The organism is Persephonella sp. (assembly GCF_027023985.1).
Lineage (GTDB): Bacteria > Aquificota > Aquificia > Aquificales > Hydrogenothermaceae > Persephonella_A.
Map to the genome: position 1 here is coordinate 1 of NZ_JALVTW010000034.1, position 17,157 is coordinate 17,157.

At 34.4% G+C, this 17,157-nt stretch carries 21 protein-coding genes and 1 pseudogene; 10 read left to right on the forward strand and 12 right to left on the reverse strand.

Going from position 1 to position 17,157, the window contains the following annotated elements:
* The 6 genes and pseudogenes from MVE07_RS09320 to hemL all read right to left on the reverse strand — a co-directional run.
* Positions 1 to 367 (reverse strand): annotated as a pseudogene (locus MVE07_RS09320) (hydrogenase); the annotation flags it as partial.
* Positions 368 to 377: 10 nt separating this feature from the next.
* Positions 378 to 1,313: an NADH-quinone oxidoreductase subunit H gene (locus MVE07_RS09325; protein ID WP_297456736.1), complete on the reverse strand. Its 936-nt coding sequence runs from the start codon at positions 1,311 to 1,313 to the stop codon at positions 378 to 380.
* Positions 1,313 to 3,325, reverse strand: coding sequence for a proton-conducting transporter membrane subunit (locus MVE07_RS09330; RefSeq protein WP_297456739.1), 2,013 nt, complete (start codon positions 3,323 to 3,325; stop codon positions 1,313 to 1,315). The genes MVE07_RS09325 and MVE07_RS09330 overlap by 1 nt, the downstream gene beginning before the upstream one ends.
* 309 nt (positions 3,326 to 3,634) lie before the next feature.
* Positions 3,635 to 4,102, reverse strand: a complete 468-nt coding sequence (gene nrdR, locus MVE07_RS09335; RefSeq protein ID WP_297456742.1) for a transcriptional regulator NrdR — start codon at positions 4,100 to 4,102, stop codon at positions 3,635 to 3,637.
* Entirely contained in the window at positions 4,099 to 4,509 is a 411-nt protein-coding gene (locus MVE07_RS09340) for a nuclear transport factor 2 family protein (protein ID WP_297456744.1), read from the reverse strand. The genes nrdR and MVE07_RS09340 overlap by 4 nt, the downstream gene beginning before the upstream one ends.
* Positions 4,510 to 4,517: 8 nt before the next feature.
* Positions 4,518 to 5,801: a glutamate-1-semialdehyde 2,1-aminomutase gene (gene hemL / locus MVE07_RS09345; protein WP_297456747.1), complete on the reverse strand. Its 1,284-nt coding sequence runs from the start codon at positions 5,799 to 5,801 to the stop codon at positions 4,518 to 4,520.
* A gap of 98 nt (positions 5,802 to 5,899) precedes the next feature.
* Between hemL and MVE07_RS09350 the strand changes: the two genes are divergently transcribed.
* Positions 5,900 to 6,217 (forward strand): hypothetical protein, encoded by a 318-nt coding sequence (locus tag MVE07_RS09350; RefSeq protein WP_297456749.1) that lies wholly within the window; start codon positions 5,900 to 5,902, stop codon positions 6,215 to 6,217.
* On the opposite strand, the gene MVE07_RS09355 is transcribed toward MVE07_RS09350, so the two are convergent.
* The 6 genes from MVE07_RS09355 to elbB are packed head-to-tail and all read right to left on the reverse strand — an operon-like array spanning position 6,214 to position 11,459.
* Positions 6,214 to 7,092, reverse strand: coding sequence for a lysophospholipid acyltransferase family protein (locus tag MVE07_RS09355; RefSeq protein ID WP_297456752.1), 879 nt, complete (start codon positions 7,090 to 7,092; stop codon positions 6,214 to 6,216). The two genes, MVE07_RS09350 and MVE07_RS09355, sit on opposite strands and share 4 nt — an antisense overlap.
* 1 nt (position 7,093) lies before the next feature.
* Positions 7,094 to 7,522, reverse strand: a complete 429-nt coding sequence (locus MVE07_RS09360; RefSeq protein ID WP_029522150.1) for an NUDIX hydrolase — start codon at positions 7,520 to 7,522, stop codon at positions 7,094 to 7,096.
* 15 nt (positions 7,523 to 7,537) lie between these two features.
* On the reverse strand, positions 7,538 to 8,986 hold the full coding sequence (locus MVE07_RS09365; RefSeq protein ID WP_297456757.1) for a DASS family sodium-coupled anion symporter: 1,449 nt from the start codon (positions 8,984 to 8,986) through the stop codon (positions 7,538 to 7,540).
* Positions 8,983 to 10,311 carry a homoserine dehydrogenase gene (locus tag MVE07_RS09370; RefSeq protein WP_297456760.1) on the reverse strand — a complete coding sequence of 443 codons (1,329 nt, stop codon included), beginning with the start codon at positions 10,309 to 10,311 and terminating at the stop codon, positions 8,983 to 8,985. Before MVE07_RS09370 ends, MVE07_RS09365 begins: the two co-directional genes overlap by 4 nt.
* A gap of 11 nt (positions 10,312 to 10,322) precedes the next feature.
* Positions 10,323 to 10,793 (reverse strand): dCTP deaminase, encoded by a 471-nt coding sequence (gene dcd / locus MVE07_RS09375; RefSeq protein ID WP_297456764.1) that lies wholly within the window; start codon positions 10,791 to 10,793, stop codon positions 10,323 to 10,325.
* Positions 10,794 to 10,802: 9 nt separating this feature from the next.
* Positions 10,803 to 11,459, reverse strand: coding sequence for an isoprenoid biosynthesis glyoxalase ElbB (elbB, locus tag MVE07_RS09380; RefSeq protein WP_297456766.1), 657 nt, complete (start codon positions 11,457 to 11,459; stop codon positions 10,803 to 10,805).
* Positions 11,460 to 11,536: 77 nt separating this feature from the next.
* Between elbB and atpC the strand changes: the two genes are divergently transcribed.
* Genes atpC through mraY form a run of 9 tightly spaced genes read left to right on the forward strand, consistent with a single transcriptional unit; the run spans position 11,537 to position 17,010 of the window.
* Positions 11,537 to 11,947: an ATP synthase F1 subunit epsilon gene (atpC, locus tag MVE07_RS09385; protein WP_297456769.1), complete on the forward strand. Its 411-nt coding sequence runs from the start codon at positions 11,537 to 11,539 to the stop codon at positions 11,945 to 11,947.
* The gene (locus MVE07_RS09390; RefSeq protein ID WP_297456772.1) at positions 11,948 to 12,697 is read left to right on the forward strand and encodes a methyltransferase; all 750 of its coding nucleotides are present in this window, start codon (positions 11,948 to 11,950) and stop codon (positions 12,695 to 12,697) included. It abuts the gene before it with no gap.
* Positions 12,698 to 12,700: 3 nt separating this feature from the next.
* Positions 12,701 to 13,018 carry a DUF3817 domain-containing protein gene (locus tag MVE07_RS09395; protein WP_297456775.1) on the forward strand — a complete coding sequence of 106 codons (318 nt, stop codon included), beginning with the start codon at positions 12,701 to 12,703 and terminating at the stop codon, positions 13,016 to 13,018.
* Between the two features lie 46 nt (positions 13,019 to 13,064).
* Complete coding sequence (locus tag MVE07_RS09400; protein ID WP_297456778.1) at positions 13,065 to 13,679, forward strand: 2,3-diphosphoglycerate-dependent phosphoglycerate mutase; 615 nt, start codon at positions 13,065 to 13,067, stop codon at positions 13,677 to 13,679.
* Position 13,680: 1 nt separating this feature from the next.
* On the forward strand, positions 13,681 to 14,451 hold the full coding sequence (gene tpiA / locus MVE07_RS09405; protein WP_297456782.1) for a triose-phosphate isomerase: 771 nt from the start codon (positions 13,681 to 13,683) through the stop codon (positions 14,449 to 14,451).
* A gap of 1 nt (position 14,452) precedes the next feature.
* A complete protein-coding gene (secG, locus tag MVE07_RS09410) occupies positions 14,453 to 14,764 on the forward strand; it encodes a preprotein translocase subunit SecG (RefSeq protein ID WP_297456786.1) in 312 nt (103 codons plus the stop codon).
* Positions 14,761 to 15,366 (forward strand): DUF3157 family protein, encoded by a 606-nt coding sequence (locus MVE07_RS09415; RefSeq protein ID WP_297456789.1) that lies wholly within the window; start codon positions 14,761 to 14,763, stop codon positions 15,364 to 15,366. The genes secG and MVE07_RS09415 overlap by 4 nt, the downstream gene beginning before the upstream one ends.
* A 3-nt stretch (positions 15,367 to 15,369) precedes the next feature.
* Positions 15,370 to 15,942, forward strand: coding sequence for an RNA methyltransferase (locus tag MVE07_RS09420; protein ID WP_297456792.1), 573 nt, complete (start codon positions 15,370 to 15,372; stop codon positions 15,940 to 15,942).
* Positions 15,943 to 15,945: 3 nt separating this feature from the next.
* Positions 15,946 to 17,010 (forward strand): phospho-N-acetylmuramoyl-pentapeptide-transferase, encoded by a 1,065-nt coding sequence (mraY, locus tag MVE07_RS09425; protein ID WP_297456795.1) that lies wholly within the window; start codon positions 15,946 to 15,948, stop codon positions 17,008 to 17,010.
* Positions 17,011 to 17,157 lie beyond the last annotated feature (147 nt).

The following is a 17,157-nucleotide window of genomic DNA, read 5'->3' on the forward strand; positions in this document are numbered from 1 at the left end:
CAACTTCACCGCTAATATGAACCTTTTGTGTAAGGAAAAATGAAAATAGAACCAAAACACCTGTGATAAACAGTGAGTAATTTATATTGATAAACGGCTCTATCTCTCTTTTTATTCCAATTTTATCTATAAGTTTAAAAAGTAAAACTGGAATAAGAACAACTTTTATAACAAAAGTCAATATGGCAGTCATATAAAGATCAGCAAATCCTGAATAAACCGCTATAGTTGATATGGAAAGTGCAAGGAAAAATGATTGAACAGCATAAGTTTTAACAGAAAAATAAAGTCTATCACTAAAAATCTGCATGATTGCAAATATAAGCACGAAAGCACTTAAAAGCTGAATGATATCAGATATACTCATAATCTTCACCTCAAAGGTAATAAACAACAAGTGAGATTAAAGCAAGGACAAAACCAAAGGTCATAAGGTCTGGAACTCTGAAAAATCTAAGTTTTGCAATAGAAATCTCAATAAAAGCGATAGGAACGGCAAATATGAATATTTTTATCAGGAAGAAAACTATCCCTAAAACCACAGAAGCAAATGTGGTTTCGTTGTATAAACCAATAGGAACAAATATATTAGATGCAAGGGTTAAAAACAGTGTTAGTTTTATCCATGAAGATATTTCAAACAAAGCCAGATCTCTACCTGATGCCTCAAGTATCATTGCTTCGTGAACCATTGTAAGCTCAAGGTGTGTTTCTGGATTATCAACAGGCATTCTGCCGTTTTCTGCGAGAGCTAGAACAAGAAGTGCCATTAATGCAAAAACGGAAGAGATAGGGAACTGTGAAAAACCTGCCTGATGAATTTTTGCAAATATCTCGCTGATATTAGTTGTTCCTGTTTGAAGGGCAAAAGTAAAAATAACCATCATAAGCGCAGGTTCTGCAAGGGCGGCAATTGTCATCTCTCTACTTGATCCAAGTCCACCAAAGGCACTTCCCTGATCCATTCCGTAAAGGGCAAGGAAAAATGTTCCAAGGGCAAGAACATAAACAAATGCGATTATATCTCCTGTGAATGATAAAAGGGTGTGGCTGTTAAAAACAGGAAGAAAACTTGCAGTTATCAGGGTAGAAATCAAAACAACATAAGGTGCAACTTTTGAAATCCATGACGCATCATCTGATAAAACGACTTCTTTTTTAAGAAGTTTATAAATATCTCTGTATCCCTGCCATACGGAAGCACATTTTTGACCTCTTAAATAACATTTAACTTTATGTGTAAATCCCTTTATAAAAGGAGAAATCAAAATCAGTATAAAAAACTGAATAAGCCCAATTATCAGATTTTCCATCAGTTCCCACCTCCGGAAAACCAAACAACATAAATCAGGAGAATAGTAAGGGTAAGACTTATAAATCCAAGGTATATATGTATAATCCCCATCTGGAAAATGTTTCTGATCCATAAAAGGAAAGATAAAAGCAGATTTGTTATTTTTGTAATCACTATTTCAAAAATATCTGATATAGAAGCTTCGTATTTTTTTTCTGGTAAGAAATATTTCTGTTTATTCTCAACAGAAACAATTTTTTCAACAGGTCTATAAAGAACAGCAAAAATCTTTTTTATCGGCTGGGAGAAACCTGTTGCAGAATACTGGGCTTTAGGATTAACTTCATCAAGACCGCATTTCCATGTTTCATATTTTCTAACTTTTGTTTTTCCATAAGTTTTTATCAGAACATATATTCCCATTCCGAATACTAAGCCTGCAATTAATAGACCAAAAGGTGAAATTCTACCAAGGCTATAATCTGTCGCAATTAGTATCAAACCTGCATAAAGATTAACATGGTTATAAATATCTATACCTATAAGGGCATAAATAGGTTTTGATATTAAATCCACAACTGCAAGAGGGAAAACACCAAAAACAAAACAAAGAACAGTTAAAATACCCATACCTATCAGCATAAATATTCCTACTTCTGTGGCGTTTCTACTTGCTTCTGATCTTGGATTTCCAAGCAAAGAAACACCTATAACCTTGACAAAACTTGCAGCTGCAAAAGCCCCTGTTAACGCAAGCATTGAAGCAAAAATAGGAACAAAAATCTTAACGGTATTTATATCTATCTTTGTGCTTAAAATCAAAGACATATAAGTTAGCCATTCACTAACAAAACCATTAAAAGGTGGCAGTGCAGATATAGAAATAGAGCCAATTATTATGAATAAAGATGAAAGGGGCATAGCCTTTATAAGCCCGCCATACTTTTCCATATTTTTTGTATGGGTTTTAAACAAGATAGAACCTGCACCTAAAAATAGTAGTCCTTTAAATAATGCATGGTTATAAACATGGAATAAGGCAGCAAGCAAAGCCAGTGCTGATAAAACAGGAAAATTAGTTGCAGCAAAAAGCATTGAGCTACCAAGGCCAAGAAGAATAATCCCGATATTTTCCATACTGCTGTAAGCCAGCAGTTTTTTTAGATTTGTCTGGACATATGCAAACATAATTCCAAACAGGGCAGAAACAGCACCTATAAAAAGAACGATAAATCCAAACCACCACGGAATATCAGTTAGAAACTGGAAATAATATCTAACAAGCATATAAATAGCTGTTTTAATCATTACACCAGACATCAAAGCCGAAACATTTGAAGGAGCTACAGGGTGAGCCTTTGGAAGCCATATATGAAGAGGGAAAATTCCCGCCTTTGTTCCAAAACCTATTAGAGCAAATATAAAAGCCCAGAATTTAGCATTATCCGGTATATCTGCCGAAAACCAGTCTTTAAAATCAAGACTTCCTGTATTTATAAACATTATAAGAAAAGAAAGAATTATAAACGCCGTTCCAAAATGAGTCATTAAGATATAAATAAATCCAGACTTTTTGTTTTCTTCATTTTTATACTCAAAAATAACAAGGAAAAAAGATAAAACAGACATTATTTCCCATGAGATTAAGAAGATAAAAGCGTTAAAGGATGTAAGAACAAGAATTAAAGACAATATGAAAGAGTGAAATAAGAATGCGAATAAGGATTTATTCTTAAACTCTTCTATGTAGTTAAGGGAATATATGGAAACTGCAAAAGCCAGCGTTGATACCACAAGTATAAAAAATGCCGAAAGTTTATCTATGTAAAAAGATAGATTTAAATACGGAATATTTGTGCCAAGGCTAAAGGAAACAGTATCTCCATTTAGTAAAAAATTTATACTTAAAAGAGCTACTATAAGTGTTGCTATTATCTGGATATAGAAAGAGATTTTATATTTTGGTGAAGTAATTACAGGAAGGAAAAAAAGTAAAAACAAACTCCATAAAAAACTACTGCCCTCTTCCAATTACCGACCTCATGTTTTTATTTTCTAAATTATATTATAATAAAAATTCCCCCGAAGGGGAAAGGAGGGAGAGGGGAGGAGGTTTAGGAGAAAACTCGGGCTTCCTTGTTATTTTTATTATAGATAGTCAATGTGAAATAGCTGTGAAACTTAAAAGTATTCGTATATTAATATCTTTGTAGCTTCAGAGGGGATTTTATCAGGAATTTAAAAATTTTGAAACCTCAAGACTATGTACCTAAAAACTTGCTTTTATATATTAAGATGTAGTTCTAATTTTATAAAAGCTTATTTACCTAAGATAGAAATTTAATTTTCTTCTTTTTCCTTTTCTTCAATTTCTTTAAGAGCTTTTTCAAAATCACTTATATCTTGAAATTCATTGTATACAGATTTAAATCTCAGATATGCAACAGGGTCTATTTTTTTGAGTTTTTCCTGAACCAAATCCCCTATCTCTGTGCTTTCTACAACCAATTTCCCTTCTTCAAGCAGATATTTTTCTATTTCATCGGCTATTTCAACCATCTGTTTTTCTGATACAGGTCTGTTTTTGGAAGCAAGACGAATACCTCTTATAATTTTGTCTTTGTTGAAAGCTTCAGTAGTTCCGTTTTTCTTCTTAACTATAATTTTTTCTTCTTCGTATCTTTCATAGGTTGTAAATCTAAAGCCACAATCAAGACATTCCCTTCTTCTTCTTATCACAGTCCCATCTTTAGACTGTCTTGTATCAACAACCTTATCTTCAAGGGAACCACAATTTGGACATTTCATTTAGTTTTATCTTCCTCCTTAACTTCCTTATAAGATAATCCATAATAAATAAAGTGTCCCTGAATTTTATATTCCTTATTTAAATAAAACTTTGATACTACATCTGCTTTTGCGTCTTCTGCGGTATAGATGTAATACTCTAAAAGTGCGTCATGTCCTTTTATCCACAAGCCAAGAGGCTGAATTTTAATCTGTGGAAAAACTTTTAAAATAATTTCGTAGTATTTCTTAATGTTTTCTTTTCCTACAAGGGTTAATGTTTCAGGATATATCTCTTTGATTTTTGGGTCATAAAGTTCAGCTGTATCTGCATAACATTCCATAATTTTTTCTATATTGTGTTCATTCCATCCTTCTATCCATTTATCAACTGTTTCCTGAACCGGTGATTTCCCTTTCTTTTCCATTTTTCCTCCTATAATTGTTTAAATGTATCCTCAATCGCATTTAATGTTGCCGCTATATCCTCATCGCTATGGGCTGTGCTTAAGAAAGAAGCCTCAAACTGCGATGGAGCAAGGTATATACCTTTTTCCAGCATTAATTTATAAAACTTATTAAATAATTCAAGGTCTGAGGATTTTGCATCGGCAAAGTTTTTGACTTCTTTATCTGTAAAGAACATAGTTATCATAGAACCGACTCTATTAACTGTGGCTTTTATTCCGTATTTTTCAATAAGTTCTTTCATTCCCTTTTCTAATTTTGCACCTTTTTGGTCTAATTCTCCATAAGGGGATTTTTCCTTTAGGATTTGAAGTTGTCTTAAACCTGCTGCCATTGCAAGTGGATTTCCTGATAATGTTCCAGCTTGATAAACAGGTCCTTCAGGTGCTACATATTTCATAATTTCTGCTTTTCCGCCATAGGCACCAACAGGGAGACCTGCACCTATTACTTTACCCATTGTAGTCAAATCAGGTTCTATTCCGTAAAGCTCCTGTGCACCTCCAAGAGCAAGTCTAAAACCTGTCATAACCTCGTCCCATATAAGCAATGCTCCGTATTCTTTTGTGAGTTCTCTTAATCTCTGGTGATATTCTTTAGATGGGGCAACAACTCCCATATTTCCTGCAACCGGCTCTATAATTACACAGGCTATATCATCTCCGTATTTTTTAAATGCTTCTTCTACAGCATCTATATTGTTATAAGGAAGAACTATTGTAAGCTGTGCAAGTTCTTCAGGAATTCCCGGTGTTCCCGGTATTCCAAGTGTGGCAACCCCTGAACCGGCGGATACCAGTAAACTATCCCCATGTCCGTGATAACAGCCTTCAAATTTTATTATTTTTTTTCTGCCTGTATATCCTCTGGCAAGTCTGATAGCTGACATTGTGGCTTCTGTTCCTGAGTTCACAAATCTAACCATCTCTACAGATGGAACAGCCTCAACAACAGCCTTTGCCATTTTTATTTCAAGCTCTGTTGGTGCTCCAAAACTTGTTCCGTAGTTTGAGACCTGTTTTATTGCATTTATTATCTGGTCATGGGCATGTCCCAGAATAAGAGGTCCCCATGAAAGCACATAATCTATAAATTCATTTCCGTCAACATCCCATACTCTACTACCTTTTCCTTTAGCTATAAATAAAGGCTCCATTCCGAGTGCTTTAAATGCCCTCACAGGGGAGTTAACTCCGCCTACCAGATATTTTTGTGCTTCTTTAAATAACTCTTTAGATTTTTCTGTTTTCATGCCCTCTACCTTTGAAATTTTTTATTGAAAATTATACCAGAATAAGATATTGACATAGCCAATATGTATACTAAAATAAAAATTAAGGGGAGGGTTATATGGATATAAAAAATATTGTAAACAAGCTTAACCATCGAAGTTTCTTAATATTAGATAAAGATGGGAATATTATTTATTCCTCTAATCATAAAGAAAATCCACTAAAAAAGATAATTCCTGAAATTCAAATTGTTTCTTCTATATCAAATGAGCTGGTTAAAAATTTAGGAAGAGGAGATATATTTACTATTGGTTTTAATTCACCGGAAGGAAATATTCTGGTGGTAACCAATTCAAATTTCCATATAGCTGTTTTGTTGAATAAAGACGAAAATATAGAAAAATTAGAACAGGAAATACAGACATCGTTTGATTAATAAATGTTTTCAGGTTCTCCTTCCGGTCTTGTTTTCCATCTTTTATGAACCCAGAAATATTGCTCTGGATATTGGATAACAGCTTTTTCAACCTCTTTTGTATAAAGGGCAGTTAAATTTTTGATATCATCTTCTTCGTTTCCTGTTGATGAAAAATTTATTTTTTTAACAGAAATATTAAATTTATTGGAATTTCTATCATAAACTCCGTATGCAAAATATATTGGAAGTTTGAACTTAACAGCCAATTTTGCCGGAAATGTAACCGTAGATGCAGGAAGTCCAAAAAAATCAACAAAAACACCTCTGTGTCTTAGAGCATTCTGGTCAACAAGGAAGGATATTGTTTTACCTTCTCTGATGGCTTTTATAAAATCTTTTAACGGCTGGTCATGGAATATTATTTTTATTCCTGCTTCCTGTCTTATAGAGGTTATAAGGTCATTTAGTTTTTTATTTTTCATTCTATAGGCAAGGGAAATAAGTTTTTCTGTTTCAGAAGCTATACAGGCCCCACCTAATTCCCAGTTACCAATATGTGCAGATGTCAGTATCTTTGCTCCTTTTTCCTGCAGATATTCTTTTCCTTCAACAACTTGGTAAATCTCTGATAACTGGCCTGATTTTTTGTATTCTGGGATTTTGGGAAATTCGGCTAATACTTTTCCGAGATTTTGGAGGGAGGCCTTTCCTATCTGTAATTTCCAGTTTTTATTTTTTTCAGGAAAGGCTATATCAAGATTTTTTAGAATAACATCTTTTCTATATCCTAAATTCCAGAATAAACTCCCTATTGCTTTGCCAGTTTTTAAGGCTTTTTCCCTGTTTAATCTTTCAAAAATGGAAAAAAAAGAAGAGGCAAGAAGATAGGACATATTAAATCTCGCCTAATTTTTTAAGTGCCTTTACTGCCCTTTCAAATATTTTTTTGTCAGTAGGGTATGTAAGCATATTTTCAACTTCCTCAAATGGAACAAATTTAGCTTCATCTATTTCTTCTTTTTGAGGAACAATATCTCCGCCCACATATTTCATAAGATAGTAATAAACAAATTTATGAATTCTGGATAGCTCCATGCTATACCAATAATCGACTTCTCCAAGGTATTCAACTATTTCAGCGTCAACCCCTGTTTCTTCTTTAACTTCTCTGAGAGCTGCCTGGTCTCTCGGCTCTCCCCTTTCAATGTTCCCTTTAGGAAAACTCCATCTGTTTTTTACTCTAATCAGGAGAATTTCAAGTTTTCCTTCCTCATTTTTTCTGTAAACTACTCCACCGGCAGAAAATTCCCATTTTGTTTCCATTCACCCACCTCACTTTTATTTCATATAGATTAATATGAAAGTAGTTATTATAACCGAACCAATTATATTCATAAAGAACCCTACTTTTACCATCTGATTTATAGGAATTAAACGGCTTCCGTAAATAATCGCATTAGGGGGAGTGGCAATTGGCAGCATGAAAGCATAACTTGCAGCGATAATTATACCAAAAATGGGATAAAAAAGGTCAATATTCATCTCTTTCAAAATTCCAATTAAAATTGGTGCAAATGTGATAACTGTTGCTGTATTTGAACTAATTTCTGTAAGGAATATCATTGAAACAATAAGAATAAATATAAATAACACCGTCATATCAGGGGATACAACGGCTGCAACATGTTTTCCTATATAAGCAGCAAGTCCTGTTTTTATAATTAATTTTCCAAGGGCAATACCACCACCAAATAGCAGTATTGTATCCCAGTCAAGCTCCCTTAAATCTTTTGCTGTTAATGTTCCTTCACCTTTTCTGGCAGGTAATAGGAATAATAAAAATCCTGCTATTAAGGCTACAACTGCCTCAGGGATATGTCCTTTTAAAAATTTGTATAGTTCATGATTTCCAAGTAGATTTGCAAGCCCCGGCAGAATCCATAAAAACGCAGCAAGAAAGAAAACAAAGATAGTATTTTTTTCTCCCAGTGAAACCTTTGGAAGTGTTTTTTTCTCAGAATGGATAAGCTGCTTTATTTTTTCCGGTTCAAAACTGAAATTTCTTATATGGAATTTTATATAAAATAGCATTGCTAAATAACTGAGAATTGTAATTGGAGCAGCCAGTAAGAACCATTTTAGGAAATCAACATCATAACCGGCTTCTTTTAAAAATCCTGCACCTATCAGGTTAGTAGGTGTTCCGATTAAAGTAGTTGCCCCACCTATTGATGCAGCATAGGCAACAGAAAGTAAAGCAAAAACAGCAAATCCATTAATATCCTTAATTTTTTTTGCCTTGAACATATTAATTATTCCCAGAACAAGAGGTAATAGCATTGCTGTAGTTGCAGTATTACTGACCCACATTGAAAGTAAAAAAGCAATTAATGAAAAACCGGCAATTAGCCTAATAGGGCTTTTTATAAAAAAGTCCTTAGACAACAGATTAAGGGCAAATCTTCTATCTAATCCGTGTTTGGTCATTGCTTGTGCAATCAAAAAACTACCGATAAATAGAAGAATAACAGGATGACCGAGACTGAGAAAGGCCTTTTTGACGCTGACAACACCTAAAATAACTGCTACAGTAACACCAAGAAGAGCTGTCATAGAAAGGGGAATAACCTCAGTAAGCCAGAAAACAAGACAAAAGCCCATTATGGCAAAAACAATATGAGCATCACGGGATAAATCCATAGGTGCAAGATATATAATAGCTGCTACTAAAGGTGCTAATATAAGACCTATTTCTTTTCTGTAATAGCTTAGTTTAGATAAACTCATTGTTCTTCATCTTCTACTCTAATAATTACAGTCTTCCTTCTGGTTATATTTTGCTCTTCTATTTCCTTAATTGCCTTTTGGATATTATTTTCTGAGGCTGTATGTGTAAGTATCACAAGTGGAACAACTTTATCATTTTCTTTTTCTGTTAAGGATAATACCTTTTCTTTCTGAATTACTGCTGCAATACTTATATTATATTTAGCGAAAACTGCAGCAACCTTTGCCAGAATACCGGTTACATCTGGGACTGTAAATCTTAAATAGTATCTTGTATAAAAATCATCTGCCTTTGTTATAGAAAGGTCTTTGTGCTCCCAGTTCATAGATGTAATTTCTATTTCTCTACCGACTCCAAGAGCTATGCTTTTTGCTATATCAACGATATCGCTTACCACTGAGCTGGCTGTCGGAAGGCTACCGGCTCCTTTGCCATAAAACATCGTTTCTCCTACACTGTCTCCTTCTACCATAACTGCATTGAATACTCCGTCTACTTTTGCAAGTGGATGTTCAGATGGCAGAAATGTTGGATGAACTCTAACTTCAACCTCTCCGTTATGGGATTTGGCTATAGCAAGGAGTTTCAGTGTATATCCAAGCTCTCTTCCAAGGGATATATCAAGTGTATCTATATCTTCTATTCCCTCAATGTAAACCCCTGAAAAATCAACAAATCCGCCGAATGATAGAGAGGCAAGGATAGCTATTTTGTGTGCTGCATCTGTTCCATTTATATCAAGTGTAGGGTCTGCTTCTGCATAACCAAGCTCCTGTGCTTCTTTTAAAACAGATTTAAAATCTCTGCCTTTTTTAAACATCTCTGTGAGGATGTAGTTTGTGGTTCCGTTGAGAATGCCGTAGATTTTCCCGATTTTATTGGCGACAAGACCTTCTCTCAGTGCCCTTATGATAGGAATACCACCTGCAACGGCTGCCTCAAATCCTATTCTTATTCCTTTTTCTTCTGCCTTCAGGAATATATCTTTTCCTTTCTCTGCAAGAAGTGCTTTATTTGCCGTTACAATATGCTTGTTTTTATCTATAGCATCCATAAAAAGCCTATAAGGAAAATCTATTCCTCCTGTAAGTTCAACAATAATCTGGATATCTTCATCATTAAGCAGTTCTTCAAGGGAGTTTGCCTTTTGATTTTCCTTTAATGGAAATGCAAACTGTTTATTCCAGTTTCTTGTGAAAACTTTTTTTAGATTTATCTCAACGCCTGACTTTTTACGTAGTAATTCCTTTTTTTCTTCAAGAATTTTAGCAACACCGTTCCCGACAACTCCATAACCTACAATCCCAACATTTATCTGTTTCAACCAATACCTCCCTATGATTTTTCAAAGAAAATATGAATCAGAGACATTCCAGCAAAGACCCTTATAGGAAACTCATTTGTGTTATAAAGGCAAAGGGTTATATTCCCTTCAAATCTATGTTCTATCCAGCCTGTATTCAAAAGCTGTAAACCAAGTCTGGTAAGTCTATATTTAGGTTGAACAAAAATTGCAATATTATCAGGCACAGATATATATTCCATACAATCCACAAGAAAAAATCTTTTAGGCTCAACTACTATACCTTTGTCAGATATGTAATCCTTTTCCAGAATATTCAGATATGGATTTTTAGGGTCAAGGATTTGTAATTCTGGCTCAAGCTCTTTCGGAAACCTATAAAATCTATCAGATATTCTTAAATCAATGGACGAGGGCTGCAGTTGCAGCTCCTCATCAAATGGGTCTATCTCAATTGAACCAATATCTATTAATTCTTTAATCTGCTTAGCTTTTAAAATCATGTTTTCTCCTTACTTTTTGGCGAGTCTGAGAACTTCTTTAACTAATTTTTCTATACCTTCAGCAACATCTTTTATTGTTTTTCCTTCCATATATGCAGGGGTAGATACTATTTTATGTTCTTCATCAACAAGTGCTTCTGATACTGGGCATACAAGGTGTTGTTGTCCCATTGCCTCAATAGCTTTTGCCACATCTTCATCGCTACCAATTGTTAATTTTGCTTTAGCTTCCCTTAATGCTGCTGCAACAATTACAGGAGAAATACATACTGCACCGATAGGTTTTCCTTTTTCAAACATTTCAACAAGAAGTCTTTTAACTTCCGGAATAACATCTGCCTCTGCACCTTTTTCAAGGAAGTTTGAGAAGTTTTTGGCAACCCCGTATCCACCGGGCATTATAAGTGCATCTATATCGTCAGCGGATACTTCATTAATATCCTTAATATTTCCCCTTGCTATTCTGGCAGCTTCAACAAGGACATTTCTGGTTTCATCCATTTTTTCGCCAGTAAGATGGTTTATAACCTCTTTTTGTGGAATATTAGGCGCCATACATACAATCTCTGCACCTTCTTTATCTAAGAAATAAAGTGTAAGTGTTGCCTCATGTATTTCAGCACCATCAAACACACCGCATCCTGCCAGTAATACTCCAACTCTCATGGCATTACCCCCTTTTATGAAATTTACCTGATTTTATTGTAAACTAATTTATTGAAAGAATTAACAGGAGGCAAGGAATGTTTCAACTGGAAGTTGTGACTCCGAAAGGAATAGTTTTTCAAGGAGAAGTTGAGCAGACAGTTATAAACACATCAGATGGGGAAATTGGTGTTTTAGAAAATCACATGCTCCTTTTAACAAATGTTGTTCCAGGAAAATTAAGAATAGAAAGACAAAATGAAGAACCATTAGAATTTGCAGTTACTTATGGAAATATTGATGTTAGAGGCGATAGAGTAATTGTTCTGGTTGAAGAGGCATTTGGACTTGAGGAAATAAATGTTGAACAGGAAAAACAAATTCTTGAAGAAGCAAAAGCTAAATTAGAACAAAAAGAAACACTTTCACTTGAAGAAATAGAACATTACGAAAAACTCAGAGAAAGAGCGGAAGTATTACTTGAGCTTGCAGGTGTAAAAGTCAGATAAATGGAAATAAAACCATCTCCCAACGAAGTCCTTACCCCTTTTATCAGGGGTAAGGTTCAAATCATTCAAAGCAAATCAGGATATAGATTTAATGTTGATAGTGTTTTACTTGCTTCTTTCGTTGATATTCCTGACAAACCATCAAAACTTATAGACCTTGGAACAGGCTCAGGGATAATTCCTGTTTTACTATCTCTAAAATATAAAAATGTTGAGCTATATGGGGTTGAACTTCAGGAAAGCCTCTTTGCACAGGCATGGAAAAATTTTCAGCTTAATAAGATTAAAGGGCAGGTTTTTAAAGGAGATATAAAGGAAATCAGAAGAATCTTTAGACCTGAAAGCTTTGATTATGTAGTTTTCAATCCACCTTACCATAAACCACCTGAGAGTGTTGAGTATACAGAAAAAAACATAGCCAGATATGAATTAGAAGGAAACATAAAAGATTTTATAAAGGCAGCTTCATATCTGCTTAAAAATAAAGGTAAGCTTTTTATGGTTTTTCCTGCAGGAAGACTATCTACGGTGATTTCACTTCTACTCGATAAACATATTTTCCCTAAAAGATATAGATTTATCCATCCGACACCTGAAGAAAAAGCCACTCATTTTTTATTGGAAGCTGTAAAAGGAGCAAACCCTGAAGGAGAAATAATAGAAAAACCTTTAATTATGTATCAAGACCCAAAAAATAAAATCTATACACCGGAAGTGGAATTTATTCTGGAAAAATTTACGGAGGAATAATAAATGGACAGAAACTCTTTGCAGGCACTTGCAAAAGTATCAATTATTGAGGGAATATCCTTGCTGATACTGTTTTTTATAGCAATGCCCCTTAAATATATCTGGGGATACAAAATAGCAACACTGATATTTGGTTCAATACATGGAATTTTATGGCTAACATTCCTTTACTTTTTATATCAGGCAAAACAAAAAAATAATCTGGATAATCAGTTTGTAATAAAAATGGTGATATTTTCCGTCCTTCCCTTTGGATTTATTCCTATGGAAAAAATGATAAAAGAAAGGTTAGAGCCATTTAGTCAAACAGCACAAAATTAATGTAAAATAAATAAGTCAAAAAACATAAAGAAGGAGTAAAGGGCTAATGTCAAAACTTGTTCTTGTTAGACACGGACAATCAATATGGAACCTCCAAAACAGATTTACAGGATGGATAGATGTTCCTCTTACAGAAAAAGGAAAAGAAGAGGCTTACAAAGCCGGAGAGCTTTTAAAGGATATTAGATTTGATGTTGCTTATACTTCAATGCTTACAAGGGCACAGGAAACCCTCAGAATAATACTGGAAACAATAGGACTTGCTATACCTATTATAAGAGACCAAGCACTTAACGAAAGACATTACGGAGCACTTCAAGGGCTTAATAAGGATAGAGCAAGAGAAAAATGGGGAAAAGAGATAGTTCACCTGTGGAGAAGAAGTTATGATATTCCTCCACCGGAAGGAGAAAGCCTTAAAGACACAGCAGAAAGAACTATTCCATTTTTAGAAAGAGCGATAATGGGAGATATAAAAGATGGTAGAGATGTCCTTGTTGTTGCCCACGGAAACTCCCTCAGGTCAATAGTTATGTATCTGGAAAAACTTTCCCCTGAAGAAATAATAAAAGTAGAAATTCCAACAGGAACACCTATCGTTTATGAACTTGATGAAAATGAAAATATCATAAACAAAGAAATCAGACATTTAGAGGGCTAAGATGAATTATCTTGTAGCTGCCAACTGGAAGATGAACAAAACTGTCGGGGAAACCCTTGAGTATTTAGAGGTCTTTCTACCTTCTGTAAAAGACCTTATGCACATTGATATAATGATTGCCCCACCTTTTACGGCATTATCCTCTGCCTCAATCAAACTGGATGCTGCCAAAAAAGAAGGGGAATATAATGTAAAACTTGGTGCCCAAAATATGTATTATGTAGATAAAGGGGCATTCACAGGAGAAATATCTCCCTTAATGCTCACAGAATTAAATGTTGAATATGTGATACTTGGCCACTCAGAAAGAAGACATATCTTTGGTGAAAAAGATAACCTGATTAATAAAAAAGTAATAGCTGCAGTAGAACATGGATTAAGGCCTATTTTATGTGTTGGAGAAACAATAGAAGAAAGGGAACAGGGAAAAACCCTTTCTGTTGTTGAAAGACAAATTAGAAACGGTCTTGCAGGAGTAGAGAGGGATTTAGTTTATATAGACATAGCTTATGAGCCTGTATGGGCAATAGGAACAGGAGTTAATGCAACACCTGAACAGGCAGAAGAGGTTCATAGATTTATCAGGTCTCTTATAAATGAGATATCTAAAGGAAATGACCACAAAACACGAATTTTATATGGTGGTAGTGTTAATGAGAAAAATGCCAGAGACCTGATAAAAGAGCCAAATATAAATGGGTTCTTAGTTGGCACAGCCAGCCTTGACCCTGAAAGGTTCTACAAAATCATAACCGAAGTTCTGGAGGTTTAAAATGGGAATACTTTTTACGATACTATCTATTCTTCTTGTTATAGATGCTATTTTACTTGTCATAATAGTTCTTATGCAAAAAACAAAAGGTGCTGAGATTGGTGCTATTTTTGGTTCAGGTGCTGCAGCCGCAGTTCTAGGAGCAGGTGCTTCAAATATTCTTACCAAAATAACATACTGGCTTGGGGGAATATTTTTATTCCTTGTATTTGCATTATCATATATTCATCACAAAACTGTTACATCAGGTTCCGTTGTTAATGAGATACCTTCCCAGCAAGCACCAGTAAAACAACAGGAGCAAACAAAATGAGAAAAGCATTAATCATTTTATCCTCTATTTCTATATTTTCCTTTTCCTTTGCCCAGTCTCTTGAGGAAAGGGTTCAGCAGTTAGAGAAAAAAGTTCGGGAGTTGGAACAAAGGCTTAATAAACTTGAAAATAAACAGGAAAAAACAGGAATTATATCAACTTCAGAAATTACTGATGTTATAGTGGCTTCTCCGGAACAAAAATTAATTTCATATAAGGTTCTATCCAAAAAATTTAAACCTGCGGCATTAAAAGAAAGTCTATGGGATAGAAATGACAAAATAATTCTTAAAATGGAATTTAAAAATAATCTGAACAAAGAAATAAACAACATAAACGGCAAAGTTATTATTTATGACAAAAACGGCAAAGAACTTATGTCAACAAAGGTTAATGTGAATAAAGCTTTAAACTTTTTCTCCGGAACAACCATTAAACCCGGGGAAACGGTAAAAATGAATGTTGAGTTTGTTTACGATAAAAACAAATCTGAAGATAGAAAGGTTAAAGAAGCAAGCCTTAATGACCTTGTGGTTAAATTTTATCCGCTTAAAATTGAATTTGCAGACGGAACAACAAAATATATCAAATACAAGAGGTAATGGATGAAAAACAGCCATGTATTTATCTCGGTAGTCCATTACCCTGCTGTCAATAAGGATAAAAAATGGGTAGTTACATCTTTTACAACCCTTGATTTTCACGATATAGCAAGACCTGCAAGAACTTATGAGCTTGGTGGTTATTATATAGTTCAGCCCCTTGAAGCCCAGCAGTTTGTTATTTCTGAACAAATAAAATACTGGACTGAAGGATTTGGCTCAACATTTAATCCAAGAAGGGCAGAAGCAGCAAAGTTAGTTAGACTTGTTTCTTCAATAACAGAAGCAATGGAAAAAATAAAAGAAGAAACAGGAAAAACTCCAAAGCTTATAGCTACATCTGCTAAAAAATATCCCCAAACTGTTTCATACAGAGAAATGGCCGAAATAATAAGTAAGAAAGAAGATGTATTCTTAATACTGATGGGAACAGGTTGGGGAATGCCTGAAGAACTTGTAAGCAGCTGTGATTATGTCCTTGAACCTATATTAGGTGCAGGAGAATATAACCATTTATCAGTTAGGAATGCATCTGCAATAGTATTAGACAGACTTTTTTCTCCTAACAGGTGCTAATAAATGCTGTATCACATTTTTTATCAGCTTTTTGATATAAATCTGTTCAAGTATATTACTTTCAGGGGTTTTTATGCCCTTATTACTTCCTTTTTGATATCCCTTGCAATAGGTCCTTACATTATTCAAAAGCTAAAAGTATTCCAGAAAAAAGAAGGTGGTTATGTTCGGGATTATACACCTGAATGGCATGAATTAAAAAAATACACTCCTACAATGGGAGGAATTCTTATTATAATCACGGTGCTGTTTTCTTCTCTTTTGTGGTGTAGACTGGATAATTTTTATGTATGGATTGTTATTTTTGCCCTTTTATCGTTTGCCTTAATAGGTGGCTGGGATGATTATCTGAAAATCACAAAGAAAAAAGGGATATCTTCCAAAGCAAAATTTACAGCCCAGTTGATTTTTGCAACCATAATAGCAGTTGCTCTTTATTTTTATCCAGGGTTTGACACTAATCTTTATTTGCCGTTTTTCAAAAATATCCATATCAACATGGGTTTTTTATATATACCTTTTATGATTTTCATTATTGTCGGCACCTCTAACGCTGTTAACCTGACAGATGGTCTTGATGGTCTTGCAATCGGGCCCTCATTAATTGCTATAGCATCTTTTGCATTTTTTGCTTATGTGGCAGGGCACTCTAAACTGGCTGCATATTTACATCTTCCCCATATTGCTGGTAGCGGAGAGTTAACAGTTTTTCTTATGGCATTCTTAGGAGCCGGTCTTGGCTTCCTGTGGTATAACTCTTTTCCGGCAGAGGTTTTTATGGGGGATGCCGGAGCTCTGTCAATAGGTGCTGTTTTAGGAACTGTTGCTATTATCACAAAGCAAGAAATTATCCTTGCCATTGTCGGCGGCATATTTGTTGTGGAAACCCTGTCTGTTATTATTCAGGTTGCATATTACAAAGCCACAGGAAAAAGACTATTTCTGATGGCACCAATTCATCATCATTTTGAGAAAAAGGGCATAAAAGAGCCTAAAATTGTTACAAGGGTATGGATAATATCTATTCTTCTTGCAATTATAGCCCTTTCTACTCTAAAAATCAGATAAATTTCGTTTTAAAATCTGAGTATCACATAATTTGGAGCCTTAATTAAGGCAAAATTTCACAGGAAATAAAGCTTTCTAAAGTTTTCTATTTGAGTTGAGGGGAAAGTTTGGATTCTTCTTTTATTTTTTCTAAGACTTCTTTAAAAG